Here is a 20,309-nt window from a genome sequence, read left to right as displayed (position 1 = left end):
GTTCCCACGCATTCGTCTTGATGATGGCCATCACATTGGATCCGTTTTATGGATTGACTGGATGCAGGCTCATTGGGCGGGCTGAGAATGCGGATCAGGATCATCGGAACCGGGCGAGCCGTGCCGGCTCGATGCGTGACCTCGCGCGCCCTCGACGCGCGGCTGGGGTTTGGCGACGGACATTTCGAGGCCGCGACCGGCGTCATCGAACGCTATGTCTGCGACGCCGAATCGCAGGTCGACCTTGCTTGTGCCGCAGCCCGTCTGGCGCTTGCCGATGCCGAACTTGAGGCAGGCAGTGTCGATCTGGTCATCGGCGGTTGCGGCGTGCCTTACCAGCCGTTGCCGTCGACGGCTCCGCTGGTCATGCAGCGCCTCGGCCTTGCCGATGGGTCGGCGGCCGCCTTCGACGTCAACAGCACCTGCCTCGGCTTCCTCACAGCGTTCGAGACCGCGTCGCGCCTGATCGAGGCCGGGCAATGCCGGACGGCGCTGGTGTTCTCGTCTGAAATCGCCTCGCGCGCCCTGCCGTGGCAGGACCAGCCGGAAATTGCGGCCCTCTTCGGCGATGGCGCGGCGGCCGCCGTGCTGCAACAGGCCCCAAGCGAGGGTCGGGTCGCGGCCAACCTGATGCGCACCTACCCTTCCGCCTATGCGGCCTGCAGCATCGGCTCCGGCGGCACCCGGTTCGACTTTCATCGTGAGCCCGAGGAATTCGCCCGCCACAGCCTGTTCCACATGGAGGGTAAGGAACTGTTTCGCGTTACGTCACGCCATTTCAACGGCTTTGTAGCGGAGTTGCTCGATCGCGCCGGCTGGCGGCACGACGATGTCGACCTCGTCGTGCCGCATCAGGCAAGCCCTTTCGCGCTCGCCCACATGGCGCGCCAGACGGGCTTCGCCAGGGAAAAGCTCGTCGACATCGCGGCGCGCTACGGCAATCAGATCGCCGCTTCCATCCCCTTTGCGCTCGACGTCGCGCGCCGCGAACAACGCATTGTGCCCGGCGCCAAAGTGCTGTTCCTCGGCACCTCGGCCGGCGTGTCGTTCGGCGGCATGGCGCTGGAAGCATGACCGTGGGACGCGTCCTCGTCACCGGCGCTAGCGGCTTCCTCGGCGCGCATGTCATGGCGCGGCTGGCTGCACTGGGCACACCGGCGCTGGGTCTTGGCAGGGACGCCAAACGCTGCGCGGCGCTCGAAGCCGCTGGTCATCGGGTCGTTCGGCTCGATTTGTCTCAACCATTCGATGCAGCTGCCGCGCGCGCTCTCGACGGCGTCGATGCGATCATCCACTGCGCGGCACTTTCCGCGCCCTTCGGCAGGTTGGCGGATTTCCAGACGGCAAATGTCACAGCTACCCGCAACCTCAGCGATTTCGCGCGCGGGCAAGGCGTGCGCCGCTTCGTCCATATCTCCAGCCCGACGGTCTGTTTCGCCTATCGCGACCAGCTCGGAGTTTCCGAGAATGCGGCCTTGCCCCCTCCGGTCAACCACTATGCCCGCACCAAGCGGCAGGCCGAGGAGATCGTGCTGGCGGCGCCTGAGATCAGCCCGGTGGTGCTGCGGCCGCGCGGCCTCTACGGTCCCGGCGACCGCACGCTGCTGCCGCGTCTGCTGCAGGTGGCACGGCAGCGCCCGCTGCCGCTGTTTCGCGACGGCAAGGCGCGCATCGATCTCACTTATATAGAGGATGTCGTCGATGCGGTGCTTGCCGCGCTGTCCGCCGGCAGCGCTGCCGAGGGACAGATATTCAACATCTCCGGCGGCGAAGTGGTGCCGGTCCGCCGCATTGCCGAGGCGGCCTGCGCCCGCGCCGGCGTGCAGCCGCGCTGGCGCAGAATGCCGCTCTGGCCCGCCATGCTGGCGGCCGGGATAGCGGAGACGGTAGCGAATATATTGCCCGGCCGCCCGGAACCGCCGGTGACGCGCTACGGTCTTGGCCTGTTCGCCTATGCGCAGAGCCTCGATCTTTCCAAGGCAGGCCGCATCCTCGGCTGGGCGCCCAAAGTGTCGTTCGAGGAAGGGCTCGATCGCACATTCGGCAAGGCGATGGAAAGCAGGGGGGCAGCGTGAAGATCGTCTTCGCCAACAGCGCCTCTGTCGGCGCAGCCGAGCGCCTGATCCTGCGCGGCGGCAGCTGGGCGAAGGTCAGGCTACGTGTCCGCTACGGCCTGATCATGCATCCGCGGGCCGGCCCCGTCCTGATCGACACCGGCTACACGCCGCATGTGACACAAGGCAGTGGGCGCAGCACGGCGCTGCGTCTTTACAGTGCGATCCTCCGGCCCCAGCTCAACGAAGCCGAGCAGCCGCTCGCGGTACTGGCGCGCTTCGGCCTGTCTTTGCAGGATGTGCGCACCGTCATCGTCACGCATTTCCATGCCGACCACATGTCGGGCCTGTCGCTGTTTCCCAACGCTCGGCTTATCGCCAATGACACCGCCTGGGCGCGGGCGAAGGCCAAGACTTCCCTGCAGAATCTGCGCCATGGCGTCTTCAAGGAACTGTTCCCGTCTGACTTCGAGGCCCGACTCGACGGGCTGTCGTCGAAGCGGCAGGTCGAGCCGCGTGGCGGCGTACCGGGCGGCGCCGATCTGTTCGGCGACGGCAGCGTCATCGCAGTCGGTCTGCCCGGCCATGCCGATGGCCAGTTCGGCCTTTCGTTCCCAAATCTGGAGCGGCCGCTGCTCTACGCCGTCGACGCGCAATGGTTGTTCGCGGCCCTTGTCGAAAACCGAACTCCCGGTCTGCCGGCAACCCTGCTGGCCGAGGATGCCGCCGCGATCGAGCCGACCAGCGTAATGTTGCGCCGGTTTCTGGCGACCGGCGGCGAGGTTGTTCTTTGTCATGATCCGGCGGTGACGGCCTACGATCTGGCCGGAGAGAGCGCATGAACGGGCCGACGGAAGCGGCCCGTTCGTTTGTGTTGACGCAATGGCTCTCGCGCAAGAGCCGTGAGAATTTCGAACGCTGGCAAGGTCATGCCTTGCGCCGCTTTCTCGACCGCGACCTGCCGCGCGCGCCGTTCTACGGCAAGACGCCGCGTCATCTCGGCGATCTGCCGGTGACCGACAAGGCGACGCTGATGGGCAATTTCGAGCGCTTCAACATTCATGGCGTCTCGGCCGCCGAGGCCTGGAAGGCGCAGGCCGGCGATAGCCGCATTGGCGAGCTGACTGTCGGCTCCAGCACCGGCACGTCGGGCAATCGTGGCCTGTTCGTCATTTCCGAGGCGGAAAAATACCGCTGGCTGGGCACCATCCTGGCCAAAGCCGTGCCCGATCTGCTCTGGCGCCGGCAGCGCGTTGCGGTGATCCTGCCGCAAAACACCGGGCTCTACGACAGCGCGCGCAAATCGCGGCGTATCGACCTGCGCTTCTTCGATCTGACGCGCGGTCCGGAGAGCTGGCGCGGCGCTCTCGAAGATTTCGCGCCGACGGTGATCATCGCGCCACCGAAGATACTGCGGCACTTCGCGGCCGAGGGCTTTCGGCTCAAGCCGCAGCGTGTCTTCAGCGCCGCCGAAACGCTCGACCCGGTTGACCGGCCGGTCATCGAGGCATTCTTTGGTGGTCAGGTCGACCAGATCTACATGGCGACCGAAGGGCTGTTCGCCGTCACCTGCCGCCAGGGCGGGCTGCATCTGGCCGAGGATTCGGTGTTCTTCGAGTTCGAACCGGCCGGCGACGGCCTGGTCATGCCGCTGATCACCGCCTTTCGCCGCCGGACCCAGATCATGGCGCGCTACCGGATGAACGACTTGCTGCGGCTGTCCGAAAAGCCATGCCGCTGCGGCTCGCCGCTGCGCACGCTGGACGAGATCGTCGGCCGCATGGACGACGCTTTCCGGCTCGCCTCGCCGCACGGGCAGCTCCTCGTCACGCCCGACATACTACGCAATGCGGTGCTCAAGGCCGACCGGCGCATCGACGATTTCCGCCTGGTCCAGACCGCTGAAGATGCAATCGAACTCAGCCTGGCCCCCGGGCTTGCCGACGAAGCCGCCACCGCCGCCCATCAGTCCGTGCGCAATTTGCTGGCGGCGCGCCAGGCGACAGCTTCGGTCAGCCTTGTTCGCAGGGACCTGCCGTTGGAGACCGGCCGCAAACTGCGTCGGGTCGAATGCCACCTGGGAGCGGCATCATGAACCGGCTCGCTATGTTGCCACTCGATCAGACGAACCGGGTAGAAAACAACCCGCGTGAGGTCGAAGCCTTCGTTCAGCTTTTCAACGAGGTGCCGGTGCGCGACCTCGTGCGCAATCTGACAGTGGCTGTCGAAACCTTCGAGATCGCCGGCCGCTCCTTTCCGCTGACGCTGAACGACAGAAGCGAAGCGCCGAACTGCTATATCTGCTGCCCGTCCAGCGCCTATATCGACTATGCCATCGACGAGACCCGCAATTTCGTCTCCTCGCCCTTGCTGCAAAAAACGATGCGGATGCTGATCGGCCTGTGCGCGCCGCTGGTCAGGATGAGCGGCCTTGACCGTCAGGTTCAGGTCAACAACTGGCTCTATTCGACCAATCCGGTGCCGCTGCTCGATCGCAACGCGGTCGCGGCGATGCGCGACGATCTCACCGCGCGTTTTCCAGATCGCGCTGTTTTCATCCGCTCCCTGAACGAGATCGCCGATCCCTCGACAATCGCAGCGCTGAAGGCGGAGGGTTTTCGAATGCTGGCGGCGCGGCAGATCTACATCTTCGCAGGCGACGGTTCGGCCATGACCAACGACATGAAGCGCGACCGCAAGCGGCTGCCCACGACGCCTTTCGAGCAGGTCGGCAATGGCGACTTCACCGAGGCCGACTATGCGCGCGCCGAAGCGCTCTACCGGATGCTCTATCTCGACAAATACACGCCGCTCAACCCGCACTACACGGCCCGCTATATCGGCGAGACGCACCGTCGCGGCATCCTGCAACTGGCAGGTCTGCGTCGTCCCGGCGGTGAACTGGTCGCCGTCGCCGCTTTGTCTCAGAACGGCAGGACACTGACGCAGCCCATCGTCGGCTACGACACCGGCCTCCCGGTGAGCGAAGGCCTTTACCGCATGATGATGGCGCTGGCGCAGGATCATGCGATGGCGCACAGCCTGTTCTTCAACATGAGCGCCGGTGCCGCCGCCTTCAAACGCTTGCGCGGCGCCGTGGCGACGGTGGAATACAACGCCGTCTATGCTGCCCATCTGCCGCGCCGCCAACGCATGGCGGTGCGGATCATGGAATTTGTGCTCGCGAAGATCGGCATTCCCCTGCTCAGGAGATTTGAACTTTGAGCGACACCCGACAGCAGAAAGACAAAGACTATTGGCAGGCGGTGATGCGGTCTGCCGACATCAAAGCCAAGCCGAAGCGCATCCTGTTCGACGGCGCGCCACTGGTGCTGTTCCGCTCGGCGAAAGGCATTGCCGCCCTCTTCGACCGCTGCGCTCACCGCCTGGTCGAACTCTCGACCGGCAAAGTCGTCGGTGGCGAGATCGAATGTCCCTATCATGGCTGGCGCTACAATGGGGAAGGGCGCTGCACCGCCATTCCCGGCCATGTCGGCGACGTCCCGCATTACCGTATCCGCCGCTACAGCGCGATCGAGCGCGACGGCGTCGTCTTCGTCTCGGCAGGCACGCCTGAGGGCGAGCCCTATCTCCATTGCATGCAAGGCAAGGATGTCGTCGTGAAGCGGGTGCGAAGCTCGGCGCGATCGACGGTGCTCGACGCCGCCGAGAACATTCTCGACGCCACTCACACCCACTTCACCCACAAGGGTGTGCTGCGCGGCCTGACCGCAAAGCGCCATCTCGTGCGCGTCGAGGTGACCGGCGGCAAGGGCTGGGTCGAAAGCTGCTACACCGGCGAGGACCGCCAACAGGGGCTGGTCAGCCGGCTGCTGGAAGGCAAGCGCGCCAAGACCATCGGCCGCTACCGCCATCCCGGCATCGTCGAACTCGAATATTGGGGCAAGGGCGGCTTGGCGCTGGCGACCACTTTCCATTTGCGTCAGGCGGACGAACGGACCGTCGAAGGCGTCGGCTGGCTGATCGGCCCGCGACAGGGCCTGTTCGGCGAACTCAAGGCGCTTGCTTTCCGGCCGCTCTTTGCCTTTGCCCTGCAGCAGGATCGCCGTGTGCTGAAATCGGCCAGCGACAACGCCCGTATATCGCCGCAGGTTCAGCCGGCGATCGGCCCGCTGGATTTCCTGCGCCGCGACATAGCGGCGATCATCGACGGCAAGATGCCACCGGCGGCGGCAGAGCCGCGGGTGCACCAAATCGAGTTGTAATCTAAAGTTCACGGCACTTGATTCCAGTTCTGCTGTAAATTATAGTTCACGGATGATCGAAGTTCGATCCACTGACGAATTCCGAAAATGGCTCAGAGGGCTCACGGACATTCGCGCCGTAAAGAAGATCACCCAACGGATTGTCCGCGTTCAGGCTGGGCTGTTGGGAGACGCCAAGTTCTTCGATGGCATAGGAGAATTGCGCGTAGATTACGGTCCGGGATACCGCGTGTACTTCGTCCGGCGCGGCAACACGGTCATTATCCTGCTCTGCGGCGGTGACAAAGGCTCGCAGGACAGGGACATCGGAAAAGCCAGGAAAATGGCAAAGGAAGTTTGATATGACCCTCAGAACCACACCATTCGACGCCGCCGAATATCTTGATGATGCTGAGTCTCAAGCCGAACTGCTCGCTGATGCGTTCGAGACCGGGGACGCGACTTATATTGCGCACGCCCTCGGCATTGTCGCGCGCGCCCGCGGCATGACAAGCATAGCGAAGGACGCCGGCGTGACCCGAGAGGCACTCTACAAGGCGCTGAGCGAAAAGGGCGATCCGCGCCTCAGTACATTGCTGGGCGTAACCAAGGCGCTTGGCCTGCAATTGTCCGCAAAGCCAGTTAATCCCGTTTAGGCAACCTTAGCAGGACTTACGCACTCAGCTGAAAACGGGAAGTTCCGCTTCAACTCGACTAGTCCTGCTCCGGCCCATTCCACTCGATATCGCGCGTCGACGCAGCCTGAAGGCTGATGCGCTGGCGCAGTGCTGTGCCGGCGATCTCGGCCAGCGTGCGCCACTGCGCCCGCTTCGGCGCGGGGTCGCCCGGCCAGTCGAGCAGCTCATCGGCATCGTGCATCGCCTGGCGAAAGCTGCCGAGACCACCGGAGCGCAGTGCCGCCGGCATCCCGTAGATCCACATCGCAAGCCTCACCGTCTGCGGCGCCGTCACGTCGGGCTTCACCTCGGCGCCATCCTCCAGGACCGCGTCGGCGAAGCGCCGCGGATCGCGAAAGAAGTGCAGGCCGCTCACGGCGCGCGGATTGCACTCCAGTGGCAGCACCCTGCCGTTGTTCTCGCGCATCAGGTCGAAGGAGATCTGGCCGGTCCAGCCGGCGCCGGCGACGAAGGTTTCGACGAAGCGCCGGGCAGCCGCATCCCCGACTGGCTCGAAACAGATGCCGGCGCCCATGCCGGCGCGATAGAGCGAACTGTAGAGCGCCAGCGCTTTGAGTTCACCCTCGACCGCCACCGCATAGGCGCTGATCTCTTCACCGGCGATGTAGCGCTGCGCCACCCAAGGAGCGGCGGGCGAGGGGCGGACGGCGTCGAGTTCGTCCGGCGATGGCCGCAGCAGTACGTCACGGGCAAAACGCGACCACACCGGTTTGAACACCAATTCGCGCGATTGGCCACGAACGCCGTCGAGATCGGCCTCGCTTTGCAGCAGTATCGTTTCCGGCACGTCGAGCCCAAGGCTCTGCGCCAGCCGGATGAAGGCATGCTTGTCGTGAACGCGGGCGAGCATCGCCATCTCGGGTGCGAAGAGGCGGGCCGGCATGGCGCGGTGCTGCCAGAGACGACCGAGATAAAAGACTTCCTCGCAGGTCGGGATAACGAGTTCGATGCCTTCCGCGCGGACAAGCGCTTCCACCGCCTTGGCATAGGCGTCGGCGGCAAAGCGCGGCGGCGGCAGGCGATGGTAGGCGGCGCAGGCCGTGCTCGCTGCGGCGATCGGCCGGGCCGGGCTGTCGGCCAGGATCACCCGGCGACCGGCGCCATGCAGCAGCCGCGCCAGGTGCAGCGCCACCGGCGCGCGGGCACCGGTGATCAGCACGGTGCTATTGGGCATGAGCCACCGGCATCGGTTGGAAAAGACGAGTCGATGCTTCTGCGGAAGGCTTCATTCGCCATAAGTGCCACATGGCTTGCGTGCCGCCAACGGACTCCACAAAGGTGGCTCCGCTGCGTCAGCCATCGCTTTTTGGCCTTCAGGGCGTTATTGGCAATCTGTCGAACACCCGGATCTCCTCAATGCGCTTTCTGTTTGTCCTGATACTGCTTGCCGGCACCGCCATTGGCTTCGTCTATCCCTGGGCCATGAGCAATTTCTCCGGCCACGAGATCGGCGCCTGGCGCGTCTACGACCAGGGACGGTTTAGGCCTGTGACGGTGACGCTGAAAGCTGGCGACGCGCCGGTCAGAGTGCTGGTCGACCTGACGGCAAAGGCCGAGCGCATTGTCTCGCAGCAGCGCACCGTGCTGACGCTGACTGCCGCCACAGCCGGGCGCACGGTGCTTGCCTCGACGCTGCAATTCAACCACGCCGACAATCCGCGCCAGGTCAGCCCGCAACTGCCCGACAAGATCTTTCGCGACGAGGCCGGCGTGATCGAAACCGTCAGTCCCGGCACCTATCTCTTCACCGCCGGCCCGGGCGACGCCGACGATATCCCGATACGCGCAGTGGATCTGATACTGCGCTCCGGCGCCGGTGAGATCGATCAACGCGCACGGCCGGTTGGCTATGGGCTGATGGCCGTCGGCCTGATCGGCTTCCTGCTTACTCTGGCTTTCGGCGGTCGCCGGCCGGAGAACCCGAACTCGAAGCCGCCACCGCCGCGTTGGGGCAGAGGCTCCTCGACATGAGCGCGGCATGAACTACCGTCACGCCTATCACGCCGGCAATTTCGCCGACGTCGTCAAGCATGTCGTGCTCAGCCTTCTGCTCGACTATCTGAAGCAGAAGGACAAGGCGTTCCGTGTCGTCGACACTCATGCCGGCATTGGCCGCTACGATCTTTCGTCGGCGGAAGCGCAAAAGACCGGCGAATGGCAAGGCGGCATCGGCCGCCTCATCCACGCCCCGATCGAAAAATCGGCGGCTGCGCTGCTTGCCCCCTATCTTGAAGCGGTGCGTTCGCTCAATCCCGATGGCGGGGTGAAGAAATATCCGGGCTCGCCATTGATCGCCAGGCACCTCATGCGAAAGCAGGACCGGTTGTCGGCGATCGAACTGCACGGCGCAGATGCCGCCAGGCTGAAGACGCTGTTTGCCGGCGATTTCCAGACAAGGGTGATCGAACTCGACGGCTGGCTGGCGCTTGGCGCGCATCTGCCGCCGAAGGAAAAGCGCGGCCTGGTTTTGATCGATCCGCCGTTCGAGGAAGTCGGCGAATTCGACCGCCTGGTCGATGGCATGCAGAAAGCGCACAGGCGCTGGCCGGGTGGCATCTACGCGCTGTGGTATCCAATCAAGGACCGCAAAGCGATCATCGCCTTCCGCAAGGCGCTCAAGCAATCCGGCGTTCCAAAACTGCTCGACATCGAGTTCGAGATCCGGCCGGCATCGCGTGAACCAAGCCTCGACGGCAGCGGCATGGTGGTGGTCAACCCGCCCTTCACGCTGGAGCGCGAACTGCGCATCGTGCTGCCGGTCCTGCACAGATTGCTGGCGGTCGAAAAGCCGGCGCACTGGTCGCTGGAATGGCTGGCCGGGGAGTAGCGACGCTTCGCAGCGGGCGACGCCCGCGGCAAAGACACAAAGTCGCTAGAAGTTTTGACGGTGGCGCCATCCGCGAATGCTCAGTTGTGTTGAACGAACCGAAACCATGGAGATGCACATCTAATCGGCTTGGCGTTGACGCTAATCCCAGAATCAGATAGATAGATATCTAATTATTAGATTTCGAATCGAAGCCAAGATCGACAAAAAAGGAACTGGTCAACGCGATAGGCTTCGCGATGTCGCGCTGGCAGGATGCCGTTGAAACGTTCGATGGGACCGTTGCCGAAATCTATGTGCTGAGCGCTGCCGAGCGCCGCTGGCGCGATCAGTCACGGCCCGCGGCCGGCAAACGTCGTAGCGAGGGAGACAAATCTCACGCCGGCGGCGGCTACGACGTTGATTGACCGGCTGGAAAAGCGCGGCTTCGTCAGCCGCCAGCCGGATCCCGGTGACAGGCGCAAGGTCATGGTCGCGGCGGGCAAGAAGACCGAGGAACTCGTCCGGCGCTGCTACCATCCGATCCTCGAGGCGGGCGCCGCATTGCTGGAGAATATTCGGCGGCCGAGATGCAGTTTTTGCTCGGCTTATCAAGAGGTCGAAGCGATGCAGGAGGCGCAGACCGAGAGGGTGCGCGGCAAAGCAAAACCGGTGCGTTGAGAGAAGGCATCGGAGGATGGTCCGGCGAAACGCCGGTCCGGTTTCAAGTGTGTACTGTCAAGGAGACCCTATGCCCCCCATGATCTTCGTCAACCTGCCCGTCGCCGATCTCGCTGCGTCGATGGCATTCTACAAAGCCCTCGGCTTCGACAACAACCCGCACTTCACCGACGACACCGCAGCCTGCATGGTGCTGAGCGAAACGATCAACGTCATGCTGCTCACCCACGCCAAATGGCGTCAGTTCACCGATCGCCCCATCCCGCCGGCCACCTCGAGCGAGGTCATGCTTGCCGTGTCCTGCGACAGCCGCGCGGCGGTCGATGCGATGAACGAGGCGGCGGCGAAAAATGGCGGCGCCGCCGACATCAACGCCCAACAGGATTATGGCTTCATGTACAATCGCAGCCTGGCCGATCCTGACGGCCACGTCTGGGAAGCGATGTGGATGGACCCGGCCGCCATACCGCAGGGCGACGCCAAGCAAGGCTGAACCGGGTTTCGGCGGCCCGCCGGCCATGGGCAGGCCGCTTTTCCTAATGGGCAAGGCGAGCTTTTTCGAAGGTCAGGACGTGGTTTCGCAGCTTCGCACCGGCAAAACCGGTTGCGGAGCGGGAAACCATCGTCAGGGCGACCGCTTGACCGCGCGCCGCCGAATCCGCAAAGTGGGCGCAGTCGACCTTTGAGAGGCTGCCATGACTCGCTTTGCCAAATCCGCTCTTGCTGCCCTGATTTCGCTTTGCACGCCGCTGGCCGCACCCCTCGGCCAGCCAGCGCAGGCCGCCGATCTTTCCGTCTATTCCGACGAGGACAGCGGCGTTTGCGGCGAGGCCTGGGTGCTAAGCAAAATCTCCAGCCGCTTCTCCTACCAGGTGCATCACGTGCCGCATCTGCCGGATGTTTCGATCACCGATTTCCAACGCATCCACCAGCATCGCTATCTCCCGGCCAGCGAAGAATGGCCGATCGGCCGCCGCTATTGCGGCGCCACCGTCAGCCTTTCCGATGGCCGCGCCCGCACCATCTGGTACTTGATCGAGGAAGGCCAGGGTTTTGCCTCGATCGGCGACAATGTCGAATTCTGCGTCTCGGGCTTCGACCGCTGGATGGTCTACAACGGCCGCTGCCGCGTCCTGCGCTAAGGTCGGATAAGAACCGCCGTTGAACCTGCTATCTCCCCGCAAGGGGGAGATCTGATGTCGCTCCGGTTTCGCCAATCTCCGAACTGCTGCCGCTGCCTCACATCGCCTTCCCACCAGATACGTAAGCGCAGATCAGCTCGACCAACTGCTTCTGCAGTTCCGGCAAGTCGAGCATGTCTCGCCGCGCGGCATTGTGGATGACGCCCTCGACCGCTGAGGACAGCACCCGGGCCACGGTCTCATTGTCCTTTCTGCGCCTGCGATATTGCGCCACCGCCGCCGTGTAGTGATCAAGATAGCGCGACTGGAACGAGGCATGGGCGGCGCGTGAGCCGCGATCGCCCGGCGCCTCGTCGAGCAGCACCTGATGCAGCGTCGGATAGATGCTGTGCGCATCGATCATGCCGCGCACCAGCTCCTGCGCGAATCGCTTGAGCGGCTTGTCGCCTTCTGCTGATTCGGCGATCACCGACAGCACCTGATCGAAATGTCGCCGGCGAATTGCTTCGACCAGCGACAGCTTGTCGGGAAAATATTGATAGAGCGAGCCGATGCTGACGCCGGCCGCATCGGCCACCTTGTTGGTGGTGAAGCCGGCCCAGCCGAGCGCGCTCAGAACATGAGCACCGGCTTCGATGAGCGCCTCGACCGTCGCTCTCGAACGCGCCTGGCGCGGCTGCTTGCGCATGCGTGAGCGCGGCTTTGCAATGCGAGTAGACATGTCTGCTCCAGCAGCCAAGAATATAGATAACATACTCACATTTTTTGGAAAGGATACAGACCATGGACGCGCTGGATTTGCTCCGCAGCCTCTACGTTTATCAAATCTGGGCGAATGGTGAATTGCTGGAGAAGCTTGCGGGCCTCGACCAGCAGGAGCATGTCGATCAGCGTCACACAGCGACCCGTCTCATCAACCACAACCTCGTCGTATCGAAGATATTCGCCGCGCATCTTTCCGGCACGCGTCATGGCTATGCGTCCGACAACACCGTGGACACACCGGCACTCGATGAATTGAGCGCTGATGTCGCTGCGATGGATCGTTGGTATCTCGACTATATCGGAGCCGTCTCGCCAAAGCTCATGTCAGAGCCTGTGCCTTTCACCTTCACGATGGCGACAGGGCGATGATGTCACGCCAGGAAATGCTGACCCATGTCGTCACGCATGGCGGCTATCACCGCGGCGAGATCGGGCGGATCCTGATGCAGATCGGCATTGCGCCGCCGTGGGATACGTTTGCCGTCCACCTCCACCAAGCCGAGCCTTCGCGCCGGCCGCAGGTGCGCGAGCGGGTTGGCGTTTAGGGCCTGCACCTCTTGGCTTCCAAGGGATCGCGGCTTCCCGGGAGGAGGATTCCCCTATCTTTCGTTTCCCATTTCCGTTGGGCATCTCTTGCGCCGAAGCTGGCGATCTCCCTTCTCGTCTGGGAGACGTCCGACACACAACAGGCTGTCCTTCAAGTGCTGTCTTTCCTGGCTTCCATCCAACCACTTTCGATATACGAGCAAAAAGCTCGTGTTTAGTTTAGTGCTGTTCCTGCAACCGTGGGGATGAAGCAAGATCAGCCTCTGCGGTGCGATGATTGTTGCCATCCGATAGGTCGCCGATGACCGCGTGAGATCGACGGCGTTGCAAGAGAATGTGAGCTTGACGAAAAGATCGTGTGAGTCTCGATATCAGAGATTTCTCTCGCAACAGTTCGCTGCGAAGCGGGAAGAGTCTTTGCCGATTTCTGTGCCGATGATTGCGATAATGCTCTCAGCGTAACCGAAACTTAATTTGCGAAATTCTATGTAATGCTTCGCTGGCTAGATACGCACGAGTCAGATATGCATTAGCTCGCCGGGTCACTCACGGCCATCGGCACAAACGCAAGGGGCATCGCATGGCAAAGACCACGACGAAGGCGCCGGCGGCGAAAGCGCCGGCAAAGAAAGCGGCACCGAAAGCTGCCGCGAAACCTGCAGCAGTAAAGAAGGCAGCACCGAAGGCAGCGGCAAAGCCGGCTGCCAAGGCAGCGGCAAAGCCGGCAGCTAAGGCAGTAGCAAAACCCGCCGCCAAGGCAGCAGCGAAACCCGCCGCCAAGAAGCCGGCCGCCAAGGCTGTGGCGAAGCCTGCTGCGAAGGCAGCAGCCAAGCCCGCCGCCAAGAAGCCGGCAGCCAAGGCAGCGGCAAAACCCGCCGCCAAGGCTCCGATGAAGGCCGCCGCCGCCAAGTCGACGGCCGCTGTGAAGAAGGCTGCACCGGCCAAAAAGCCAGCCGCCAAGAAGAAGTAACAGCGGTCCATCTCAAAGCTCCCGGGAACTTTGCCGACTGGCAGATTCCCGGGAGCTTTTTTGTTGTGATTTAGGTCTTGTTTTGATGCATGTCGTTCTCTCGAAATTGACGCCACTTCTGTGAGACATGCATGGCGATTTCATTGTCGGCGGATTGGCCGCCTGGTTTTGCCCTTCTGGCAGTTGCTCCCTCAGGGAAGATCGTCCAACACTAAGGCGGTCGCATTCGATGGGGTTCAGGCGACACGCTCTAGACCTTTGTTTTACGCGCGTCGTTCTCAAGACCGGAATCGCATTTTTGAGCGACATGCACTGGCCGTCCGAAAACAGGGAACCGATCATGCCGAAGCTGCTCTACGCGTCCTCATCCCCCTACAGTTCCAAGGTGCGCATGGCAGCACTCCATGCCGGCATTGCCGTCGAGCTCGTTCCGGTCAAGACCGAGGACAAGCCTGCTGAACTGATGTCAGCCAATCCTCTCGGCAAGATTCCGGTGCTGGTGCTCGACGACGGCCGCTCGATCCATGACAGCCGCGCGATCACTCAGCATCTCAACCGCGCTTCGAAGAGCCTGTTGTTGCCGCGCAATGCCGACAAGCGCCTCGAGGCCGAAGTGCTGGAGGCGCTGGCCGACGGCATATGCGACTGCGCGCTGTCGATGGTCTATGAGCGGCGCACGCGTCCGGAGGAGATGGTCTATCAACCCTGGCTCGATCGCCAGTGGACCAAGATCACCGCCGCACTCGATTTCCTCAACGCCAATCCGCCGAAGCTGCCGAAGAAGATCACGCTTGGCCAGCTGGCGTTGCGTGCATGCCTCGGCTACCTCTCCCTGCGCTTCGCCGGCAAATGGGAAAAGGGCCGCGGCCGCCTGACCCGCTGGGCAGCGCGTTTCGATGAGAAGTTTCCGGGGCTGAAGGTGGCTGTGCCGGCCTGACGGGCGAAACAAAAAAAGCCGGGCGCGAGGCCCGGCTTTCTTGTGTCGTGGCTTGAACGACAGTTAGAACTTCATACCGACGCCGAAGGTGACGCGGTTGTCGCTCTCTTTGACCTTGGTGCCGACACTGTCGAAGCTTTTGGAACCGAAGTCGGTGTAGCGGTACTCGACACGGCCGAACACATTGTCGGTGATCTTGATGTCGGTGCCGACGCCGGCCGTCCAGCCGAGCATGGTGTTGCTGTCGCTGTCGCCGGGGACCGAGACCTTCTGGTTCTTCAGGGCGCCGCCGCCGGTGCCGTAGAGCAGGATTTCCGGGGTCACGGCGTAACCCAGACGGGCGCGCAGCGAGCCTTCGAAGCCGCCCTTGGAATTGACGCCGCCGCTGTCACCCTTGACGCCATTGTAGCCGAGATCGGCTTCAGCACCGTACACGAAGTTTTCCTGCTGCCACTGGTAGCCGCCGAAAACGCCGCCGACAAAGCCCTTGGTCTTGATGTCCGGGCCGCCGTCATGGACTTTGGCATGACCGCTGAAGCCGTAGCCGGCGCTGAGACCGGCATACGGGCCGGCCCAGGAAGCGACGGGGAGCTCGGCGATCGGGGCCGGCGCCGGGGGCTCTTCCGAGACGACATCGGCAGCAAAAGCGGTACCGCTGAGGGCGAAGAGCCCGAGCGCAACCGCGAGCGGCGCGAATTTGAGATTGGTTTGCATTGTTGTTTACTCCTTAAGCCACAAGACACGTAGGCTTGTTTGTCCTGAGCGCCATCAACCCGTCCGGGGGTGAAACGGATCTGGCACTCAACGGTTCCGAATGTCGTGTCAAAATGCGGCGGCAGCGAACCTGAAAATGGGTCATTCCCCGGCACGAATGAGGCCGAAGCTTGACGTTGCATCTTCGCAACAGCGAAATGTCAGTACGCAGGCGATGCTGCACTGCACTCGGCTTGGTGCAACGGGTTCAGCGTCCTATATTGCGGTCCTGCCGACCCGAATCCGGGGCGGTGCCGGCGGCGAAAAAGCCGTTTCGCCACATTCCTGCCCCAGGTGGAAACGGCATTTAACCCCTGGACGCGTCACAATGTGCCGCTAGCCGAATTGAGGCGCAGATTGAGGATTGACAGATGATCGAAGCCGCCGGAACGGCGCTGGTGACGGGCGGGGGGAAGCGGATCGGCAAGGCGATCGTCGAGGATCTGGCCGCGCACGGTTTTGCCGTCGCCATCCACGCCAACCGCTCGACCGCCGAGGCCGACGCGCTGGCTGCGAGCATCAGGGACGGAGGCGGCCGCGCCGGCGTGGTAGCCGCCGATCTGACCGACATGGATGCGGTTGGCGATCTCGTCGGCCGCGCCGCGGCAGCGCTCGGCCCGGTCACGCTTCTTGTCAACAATGCGTCGCTGTTCGTCGACGATAGCGTCGAGGACTTCGACTGGGCGGCATGGGACCTTCACTTCGCCATCCATGTGAAGACGCCGGCGCTGTTGGCGCAAAACTTCGCCCGCGCCTTGCCGCAAGGGCAGGAGGGGCTGATCGTCAACATCATCGACCAGCGCGTCTGGCGGCCGACGCCGCGCTATTTCTCCTATGCGCTGTCGAAGTCGGCCCTGTGGACGCAGACCGAAATGCTGGCACAGGCGCTCGGTCCGCGCATCCGCGTCAACGCCATCGGTCCCGGTCCGGCGCTGAAGAATGCCCGCCAGGACGATGATGATTTCCAAAAGCAGGTCGATGGCCTGATTCTGAAGCGCGGCCCGCAATTGGCCGAATTCGGCGCCACCATCCGCTATCTCTGGGAGGCGCGCTCGGTGACCGGCCAGATGATCGCGCTCGACGGCGGCCAGCATCTTGCATGGCAGACGCCGGATGTGACAGGCATGGTGGAATGAGTCCCGCAGACCAGAAACACAAGACGCGCGCCGGCGCCGCCGACGCTATGCCGCCCGAGATCAACCTTGAGGATGAAGCGGTCGAGGAGATCGTCGAGCCCGAGGCCACCGGGCCCGATGTCGCCTTCACAGCGATAGACTGGGCGCCGCATGCCGGCGACGCCGACGGCATGGTCGGCGCCGAGGTCATCCAGACATTGGTCAAGCGGCTGCCCAATGCGCCCGGCGTCTACCGCATGATGAACGCCGCCGGCGACGTGCTTTATGTCGGCAAGGCGCGCAGCCTGAAGAAGCGGGTGACCAACTACGCGCAAGGCCGGTTCCACACCGCCCGCATCGGCCGCATGGTGCGCGAGACATCGACGATGGAGTTCGTCGTCACCCGCACCGAAATCGAAGCGCTGCTGCTCGAGGCCAATCTCATCAAGCGCTTGCGGCCGCGTTTCAATGTGCTGATGCGGGACGACAAGTCGTTCCCTTACATCCTGTTGACCGGCGATCACGTCTCGCCCGGCATCTACAAGCATCGCGGTGCGCGCTCGCGCAAGGGGGACTATTTCGGACCTTTTGCGTCGGCCGGCGCGGTCGGGCGCACCATCAATTCGCTGCAGCGCGCCTTCCTGCTCAGGAGCTGCACCAACTCCTTCTACGAAAACCGCACCCGGCCGTGCCTGCTCTACCAGATCAAGCGCTGTGCCGGTCCCTGCACCGGCGAAATCTCGCATGGCGACTATGCCGAGCTGGTCAGCGAGGCGAAGGATTTTCTGTCGGGCCGCAGCCAGAAGGTGAAGACTGAAATCTCTGCCGCCATGCAGCAGGCCTCGCAGGAGCTCGATTTCGAGCGCGCCGCCATTTATCGTGATCGGCTGGCAGCGCTGTCGCATGTGCAGAGCCATCAGGGCATCAACCCGGCCACCGTCGACGAGGCCGATGTCTTTGCCATCCATCAGGAGGGCGGCCAGGTCTGTATCCAGGTGTTTTTCTTCCGCACCGGCCAGAACTGGGGCAACCGCGCCTATTTCCCCAAGGCCGATCCGGCACTGGAGGGGGCGGAAGTGCTGGGCTCGTTCCTGGCGCAGTTCTATGACGACAAGCCGACGCCACGGAACATTCTGCTGTCGCGAGGCGTCCAGGATCAGGAACTGCTGGCCGAAGCGCTGTCCACCCGCGCCGGCCGTAAAGTGTCGATCTCGGTGCCGCAGCGCGGCGAGAAGAAGGATTTGACCGACAACGCGCTGCAGAATGCCCGCGAGGCGCTCGGCCGCCGGCTGGCCGAAACCTCCACGCAAGGCCGGCTGCTCGCCGGCTTTGCCGAGACCTTCGGCCTGCCGAAGCCGCCGGTGCGCATCGAGGTCTATGACAATTCGCATATTATGGGCACCAACGCCGTTGGCGCCATGGTCGTCGCCGGGCCGGAAGGGTTTGTGAAGAACCAGTACCGCAAATTCAACATCCGCTCGACCGAGATCACGCCCGGTGACGATTTCGGCATGATGCGCGAGGTGATGGAACGGCGCTTTTCGCGGCTGCTGAAGGAACATGGCGATGTCGTTCCCGACGACGCGGCAGCCGGTGGAGCAGGCGACGACATCGAAGAAGACATCTCCGGCAGCTTCCCGGCCTGGCCCGACGTCATCCTGATCGATGGCGGCCAGGGCCAGATGAGCGCGGTGCGCAAGATCCTCGCCGACCTCGGCATCGAGGATCGCGTGGCGGCCATCGGCATCGCCAAGGGCCAGGACCGCGATGCCGGCCGCGAGCGTTTCTTCGTCAGAGGCAGGGACTCGTTTTCGCTGCCCGTCCGCGATCCCGTGCTCTATTTCGTCCAGCGGCTGCGCGACGAGGTGCATCGCTTCGCCATCGGTTCGCACCGCGCGCGGCGCAAGAAGGAATTGGTCAAGAGCCCGCTCGACGAGATCGCCGGCATCGGTCCCGGTCGCAAGCGCGCGCTGCTGCTGGCCTTCGGCACTGCTAAGGCGGTCAGCCGCGCGGCAGTCGAGGATCTGGTCAAGGTCGACGGTATTTCAGAGCAGGTCGCCAAGCTCGTCTACAATCATTTCCATGAGAGCTGAGCGCCGGTGACGCCGCTGTCCCGATGAAATGGCAGCAGCCGTTCTTTTCTCGCAGGCCACTCGAATCCCGGCAATCGCGCGCTATTTTCGTCTGGCCAATCGAATCTCGCCTGTTGACCCCCTACATCCGGTTCTGATTTGAGTACGCAGGCAGAAAGAGTCCCTGAGATATGGCCAAGCGCGCGTTCAACCTGCCTAACATGCTTACCTATGCCCGCATCGTCGCGGTGCCGCTGGTGGTGCTGTGCTTTTTTCTCGAGGGGCATCTGAAATCGAGCGACTTCGCCCGCTGGTCGGCGTTGATCATCTTCCTGCTGGCTTCGATCACCGACTATCTCGACGGCTATCTGGCGCGCGCCTGGCAGCAGACGTCCAACATCGGCAAGATGCTGGACCCGATCGCCGATAAACTGCTGGTCGCCACCTGCCTGCTGCTGCTCGCCGCCGACACCGACCGCCATGCCGGCATCGCAGGCTGGTCGCTGTGGGCGGCAATCATCATCCTGTGCCGCGAAATCCTGGTTTCGGGGCTGCGCGAATATCTGGCGGCATTGAAAGTCTCGGTGCCGGTGACGCAGCTGGCCAAATGGAAGACCGCCATCCAGATGGTCGCCATCGCCTTCCTGCTGGCCGGGCCTGCCGGCGACAAGATCTTGCCGCTGACCACGCAGACCGGACTGGTGCTGCTGTGGATCGCAGCCCTCGTCACGCTCTACACCGGCTACGACTATTTCCGCGCCGGCCTCAAGCACATCATGGACGAGTGAGATGTCGACCAGGCTCATTTATTTCGCCTGGGTGCGCGAACGGATCGGCAAGCCGGAAGAGGATGTCGAACTGCCCGCCGGTATCGTGACGGTGGCCGACCTCCTGCGCTGGCTGAAATCGCGCGGCGAGGAATATGGGCACGCGCTGCAATATCCTGATGTAATCCGCGTCGCCATCAATCAGGAACATGTCGAGCATCGCGAAAAGATAGCCGGCGCGCGCGAGATCGCGCTGTTTCCGCCGATGACCGGGGGCTGACACCATGTCCGGCGCGCCGACGGTGCGCATCCAGCGCGACGATTTCGACGTTGCCGCCGAGATCGCGAAACTGACCGAGGGTCGCGCCGACATCGGCGCCGTGGTGTCCTTCTCAGGACTTTGCCGCGACGAGCAGGGCCAGCTGTCGGCCCTGGAACTCGAGCACTATCCCGGCATGGCCGAGGCCGAAATCACCCGCATCGCCCGCGAGGCACTTCAGCGCTGGCCGCTGCAAGGGCTGACCGTCATCCATCGCCACGGCAAGATCGCACCGGGCGAAAACATCGTGCTGGTGGTGGCAGCGTCCTCGCACCGGCAGGCGGCGTTCGAAGCGGCCAATTTCCTGATGGATTTCCTGAAATCGCGTGCACCCTTCTGGAAGAAGGAGCACCGCGTGGACGGCACCGATGGCGGCTGGGTCGAGGCCAAGGACGCCGACGACCAGGCTGCGGCGCGCTGGAAGGCGCGGCCCGAATAAATCTCGGCGCAGCCATGTATTGACTGCATTCCCTTGGCCA

The 20,309-nt window shown here is 63.3% G+C and carries 26 protein-coding genes; 23 read left to right on the top strand and 3 right to left on the bottom strand.

Annotation, left to right across the window (positions count from 1 at the left end; translation table 11 throughout):
• Positions 1-135: 135 nt before the first annotated feature.
• Genes NKJ77_RS09780 through NKJ77_RS09745 form a run of 8 tightly spaced genes read left to right on the top strand, consistent with a single transcriptional unit; the run spans position 136 to position 6,915 of the window.
• On the top strand, positions 136-1,074 hold the full coding sequence (locus tag NKJ77_RS09780; RefSeq protein WP_245262699.1) for a 3-oxoacyl-[acyl-carrier-protein] synthase III C-terminal domain-containing protein: 939 nt from the start codon (positions 136-138) through the stop codon (positions 1,072-1,074).
• Positions 1,071-2,075: an NAD-dependent epimerase/dehydratase family protein gene (locus NKJ77_RS09775; RefSeq protein WP_031195192.1), complete on the top strand. Its 1,005-nt coding sequence runs from the start codon at positions 1,071-1,073 to the stop codon at positions 2,073-2,075. Before NKJ77_RS09780 ends, NKJ77_RS09775 begins: the two co-directional genes overlap by 4 nt.
• Complete coding sequence (locus NKJ77_RS09770) at positions 2,072-2,896, top strand: MBL fold metallo-hydrolase (protein WP_023715074.1); 825 nt, start codon at positions 2,072-2,074, stop codon at positions 2,894-2,896. The genes NKJ77_RS09775 and NKJ77_RS09770 overlap by 4 nt, the downstream gene beginning before the upstream one ends.
• A complete protein-coding gene (locus tag NKJ77_RS09765) occupies positions 2,893-4,149 on the top strand; it encodes a F390 synthetase-related protein (RefSeq protein ID WP_023715075.1) in 1,257 nt (418 codons plus the stop codon). The genes NKJ77_RS09770 and NKJ77_RS09765 overlap by 4 nt, the downstream gene beginning before the upstream one ends.
• Complete coding sequence (locus NKJ77_RS09760; protein ID WP_352535054.1) at positions 4,146-5,279, top strand: GNAT family N-acetyltransferase; 1,134 nt, start codon at positions 4,146-4,148, stop codon at positions 5,277-5,279. Before NKJ77_RS09765 ends, NKJ77_RS09760 begins: the two co-directional genes overlap by 4 nt.
• On the top strand, positions 5,276-6,280 hold the full coding sequence (locus tag NKJ77_RS09755; protein WP_023715077.1) for a Rieske 2Fe-2S domain-containing protein: 1,005 nt from the start codon (positions 5,276-5,278) through the stop codon (positions 6,278-6,280). Before NKJ77_RS09760 ends, NKJ77_RS09755 begins: the two co-directional genes overlap by 4 nt.
• A 52-nt stretch (positions 6,281-6,332) precedes the next feature.
• A complete protein-coding gene (locus tag NKJ77_RS09750) occupies positions 6,333-6,620 on the top strand; it encodes a type II toxin-antitoxin system RelE/ParE family toxin (RefSeq protein WP_023672746.1) in 288 nt (95 codons plus the stop codon).
• Between the two features lies 1 nt (position 6,621).
• Entirely contained in the window at positions 6,622-6,915 is a 294-nt protein-coding gene (locus NKJ77_RS09745) for an addiction module antidote protein (protein WP_023672747.1), read from the top strand.
• A 58-nt stretch (positions 6,916-6,973) separates the two neighbouring features.
• Here the strand turns inward: NKJ77_RS09745 and NKJ77_RS09740 are convergent, their stop codons facing one another.
• A complete protein-coding gene (locus NKJ77_RS09740; protein ID WP_031195188.1) occupies positions 6,974-8,131 on the bottom strand; it encodes an ATP-grasp domain-containing protein in 1,158 nt (385 codons plus the stop codon).
• Positions 8,132-8,313: 182 nt separating this feature from the next.
• Here NKJ77_RS09740 and NKJ77_RS09735 point away from each other — a divergent pair, with 182 nt between their 5' ends.
• From NKJ77_RS09735 to NKJ77_RS09710, 6 genes are all read left to right on the top strand, one after another.
• The gene (locus NKJ77_RS09735; protein WP_023831133.1) at positions 8,314-8,928 is read left to right on the top strand and encodes a hypothetical protein; all 615 of its coding nucleotides are present in this window, start codon (positions 8,314-8,316) and stop codon (positions 8,926-8,928) included.
• A 7-nt stretch (positions 8,929-8,935) separates the two neighbouring features.
• Positions 8,936-9,784: a 23S rRNA (adenine(2030)-N(6))-methyltransferase RlmJ gene (locus tag NKJ77_RS09730; RefSeq protein WP_023831132.1), complete on the top strand. Its 849-nt coding sequence runs from the start codon at positions 8,936-8,938 to the stop codon at positions 9,782-9,784.
• Between the two features lie 239 nt (positions 9,785-10,023).
• On the top strand, positions 10,024-10,191 hold the full coding sequence (locus NKJ77_RS09725; RefSeq protein WP_023831131.1) for a hypothetical protein: 168 nt from the start codon (positions 10,024-10,026) through the stop codon (positions 10,189-10,191).
• Positions 10,112-10,444, top strand: coding sequence for a MarR family transcriptional regulator (locus NKJ77_RS09720; protein WP_245266107.1), 333 nt, complete (start codon positions 10,112-10,114; stop codon positions 10,442-10,444). The genes NKJ77_RS09725 and NKJ77_RS09720 overlap by 80 nt, the downstream gene beginning before the upstream one ends.
• A 70-nt stretch (positions 10,445-10,514) precedes the next feature.
• A complete protein-coding gene (locus NKJ77_RS09715) occupies positions 10,515-10,937 on the top strand; it encodes a VOC family protein (RefSeq protein ID WP_023689094.1) in 423 nt (140 codons plus the stop codon).
• A gap of 202 nt (positions 10,938-11,139) precedes the next feature.
• Positions 11,140-11,586: a hypothetical protein gene (locus NKJ77_RS09710; protein ID WP_023673457.1), complete on the top strand. Its 447-nt coding sequence runs from the start codon at positions 11,140-11,142 to the stop codon at positions 11,584-11,586.
• Positions 11,587-11,683: 97 nt separating this feature from the next.
• Here the strand turns inward: NKJ77_RS09710 and NKJ77_RS09705 are convergent, their stop codons facing one another.
• Entirely contained in the window at positions 11,684-12,307 is a 624-nt protein-coding gene (locus NKJ77_RS09705) for a TetR/AcrR family transcriptional regulator (protein WP_031195184.1), read from the bottom strand.
• A gap of 62 nt (positions 12,308-12,369) precedes the next feature.
• Here NKJ77_RS09705 and NKJ77_RS09700 point away from each other — a divergent pair, with 62 nt between their 5' ends.
• The 4 genes from NKJ77_RS09700 (at position 12,370) to NKJ77_RS09685 (ending at position 14,804) form a co-directional block, all read left to right on the top strand.
• Positions 12,370-12,720 carry a DinB family protein gene (locus tag NKJ77_RS09700; protein ID WP_348625632.1) on the top strand — a complete coding sequence of 117 codons (351 nt, stop codon included), beginning with the start codon at positions 12,370-12,372 and terminating at the stop codon, positions 12,718-12,720.
• Positions 12,717-12,896 carry a DinB family protein gene (locus NKJ77_RS09695; protein ID WP_348625631.1) on the top strand — a complete coding sequence of 60 codons (180 nt, stop codon included), beginning with the start codon at positions 12,717-12,719 and terminating at the stop codon, positions 12,894-12,896. Before NKJ77_RS09700 ends, NKJ77_RS09695 begins: the two co-directional genes overlap by 4 nt.
• Before the next feature lie 581 nt (positions 12,897-13,477).
• Positions 13,478-13,867, top strand: coding sequence for a hypothetical protein (locus NKJ77_RS09690; protein ID WP_023673454.1), 390 nt, complete (start codon positions 13,478-13,480; stop codon positions 13,865-13,867).
• A 340-nt stretch (positions 13,868-14,207) separates the two neighbouring features.
• Positions 14,208-14,804, top strand: coding sequence for a glutathione S-transferase family protein (locus NKJ77_RS09685; protein ID WP_023689091.1), 597 nt, complete (start codon positions 14,208-14,210; stop codon positions 14,802-14,804).
• Between the two features lie 63 nt (positions 14,805-14,867).
• Here NKJ77_RS09685 and NKJ77_RS09680 read toward each other — a convergent pair whose 3' ends face one another.
• Entirely contained in the window at positions 14,868-15,518 is a 651-nt protein-coding gene (locus NKJ77_RS09680; RefSeq protein ID WP_023684724.1) for an outer membrane protein, read from the bottom strand.
• A 410-nt stretch (positions 15,519-15,928) separates the two neighbouring features.
• On the opposite strand from NKJ77_RS09680, the gene NKJ77_RS09675 reads away from it, so the two are divergent.
• From NKJ77_RS09675 to NKJ77_RS09655, 5 genes are all read left to right on the top strand, one after another.
• Positions 15,929-16,693: an SDR family oxidoreductase gene (locus NKJ77_RS09675; protein WP_023701905.1), complete on the top strand. Its 765-nt coding sequence runs from the start codon at positions 15,929-15,931 to the stop codon at positions 16,691-16,693.
• Positions 16,690-18,765 (top strand): excinuclease ABC subunit UvrC, encoded by a 2,076-nt coding sequence (gene uvrC / locus NKJ77_RS09670; protein WP_023831128.1) that lies wholly within the window; start codon positions 16,690-16,692, stop codon positions 18,763-18,765. Before NKJ77_RS09675 ends, uvrC begins: the two co-directional genes overlap by 4 nt.
• Before the next feature lie 170 nt (positions 18,766-18,935).
• Complete coding sequence (gene pgsA, locus NKJ77_RS09665; protein ID WP_023831127.1) at positions 18,936-19,532, top strand: CDP-diacylglycerol--glycerol-3-phosphate 3-phosphatidyltransferase; 597 nt, start codon at positions 18,936-18,938, stop codon at positions 19,530-19,532.
• A 1-nt stretch (position 19,533) separates the two neighbouring features.
• Positions 19,534-19,791, top strand: a complete 258-nt coding sequence (gene moaD, locus NKJ77_RS09660) for a molybdopterin converting factor subunit 1 (RefSeq protein ID WP_023831126.1) — start codon at positions 19,534-19,536, stop codon at positions 19,789-19,791.
• A 4-nt stretch (positions 19,792-19,795) separates the two neighbouring features.
• Positions 19,796-20,269, top strand: a complete 474-nt coding sequence (locus NKJ77_RS09655) for a molybdenum cofactor biosynthesis protein MoaE (protein ID WP_023733882.1) — start codon at positions 19,796-19,798, stop codon at positions 20,267-20,269.
• The last annotated feature ends 40 nt before the right edge of the window (positions 20,270-20,309 follow it).

The organism is Mesorhizobium sp. M0052 (assembly GCF_040323255.1).
Taxonomy (GTDB): Bacteria; Pseudomonadota; Alphaproteobacteria; order Rhizobiales; family Rhizobiaceae; genus Mesorhizobium.
The sequence above is the reverse complement of the archived record's forward strand: the minus strand, read 5'-3'. Positions and strand labels throughout refer to the sequence as shown.

Bases quoted from the DNA above. Each gene is read 5' to 3' on its own strand.
- NKJ77_RS09775 (WP_031195192.1), top strand. From the start codon at position 1,071: ATGACCGTGGGACGCGTCCTCGTCACCGGCGCTAGCGGCTTCCTCGGC.
- NKJ77_RS09765 (WP_023715075.1), top strand. From the start codon at position 2,893: ATGAACGGGCCGACGGAAGCGGCCCGTTCGTTTGTGTTGACGCAATGG.
- NKJ77_RS09760 (WP_352535054.1), top strand. From the start codon at position 4,146: ATGAACCGGCTCGCTATGTTGCCACTCGATCAGACGAACCGGGTAGAA.
- NKJ77_RS09750 (WP_023672746.1), top strand. From the start codon at position 6,333: ATGATCGAAGTTCGATCCACTGACGAATTCCGAAAATGGCTCAGAGGG.
- NKJ77_RS09745 (WP_023672747.1), top strand. From the start codon at position 6,622: ATGACCCTCAGAACCACACCATTCGACGCCGCCGAATATCTTGATGAT.
- NKJ77_RS09740 (WP_031195188.1), bottom strand. From the start codon at position 8,131: ATGCCCAATAGCACCGTGCTGATCACCGGTGCCCGCGCGCCGGTGGCG.
- NKJ77_RS09735 (WP_023831133.1), top strand. From the start codon at position 8,314: ATGCGCTTTCTGTTTGTCCTGATACTGCTTGCCGGCACCGCCATTGGC.
- NKJ77_RS09730 (WP_023831132.1), top strand. From the start codon at position 8,936: ATGAACTACCGTCACGCCTATCACGCCGGCAATTTCGCCGACGTCGTC.
- NKJ77_RS09725 (WP_023831131.1), top strand. From the start codon at position 10,024: ATGTCGCGCTGGCAGGATGCCGTTGAAACGTTCGATGGGACCGTTGCC.
- NKJ77_RS09715 (WP_023689094.1), top strand. From the start codon at position 10,515: ATGCCCCCCATGATCTTCGTCAACCTGCCCGTCGCCGATCTCGCTGCG.
- NKJ77_RS09710 (WP_023673457.1), top strand. From the start codon at position 11,140: ATGACTCGCTTTGCCAAATCCGCTCTTGCTGCCCTGATTTCGCTTTGC.
- NKJ77_RS09705 (WP_031195184.1), bottom strand. From the start codon at position 12,307: ATGTCTACTCGCATTGCAAAGCCGCGCTCACGCATGCGCAAGCAGCCG.
- NKJ77_RS09700 (WP_348625632.1), top strand. From the start codon at position 12,370: ATGGACGCGCTGGATTTGCTCCGCAGCCTCTACGTTTATCAAATCTGG.
- NKJ77_RS09695 (WP_348625631.1), top strand. From the start codon at position 12,717: ATGATGTCACGCCAGGAAATGCTGACCCATGTCGTCACGCATGGCGGC.
- NKJ77_RS09690 (WP_023673454.1), top strand. From the start codon at position 13,478: ATGGCAAAGACCACGACGAAGGCGCCGGCGGCGAAAGCGCCGGCAAAG.
- NKJ77_RS09685 (WP_023689091.1), top strand. From the start codon at position 14,208: ATGCCGAAGCTGCTCTACGCGTCCTCATCCCCCTACAGTTCCAAGGTG.
- NKJ77_RS09680 (WP_023684724.1), bottom strand. From the start codon at position 15,518: ATGCAAACCAATCTCAAATTCGCGCCGCTCGCGGTTGCGCTCGGGCTC.
- NKJ77_RS09675 (WP_023701905.1), top strand. From the start codon at position 15,929: ATGATCGAAGCCGCCGGAACGGCGCTGGTGACGGGCGGGGGGAAGCGG.
- uvrC (WP_023831128.1), top strand. From the start codon at position 16,690: ATGAGTCCCGCAGACCAGAAACACAAGACGCGCGCCGGCGCCGCCGAC.
- pgsA (WP_023831127.1), top strand. From the start codon at position 18,936: ATGGCCAAGCGCGCGTTCAACCTGCCTAACATGCTTACCTATGCCCGC.
- moaD (WP_023831126.1), top strand. From the start codon at position 19,534: ATGTCGACCAGGCTCATTTATTTCGCCTGGGTGCGCGAACGGATCGGC.
- NKJ77_RS09655 (WP_023733882.1), top strand. From the start codon at position 19,796: ATGTCCGGCGCGCCGACGGTGCGCATCCAGCGCGACGATTTCGACGTT.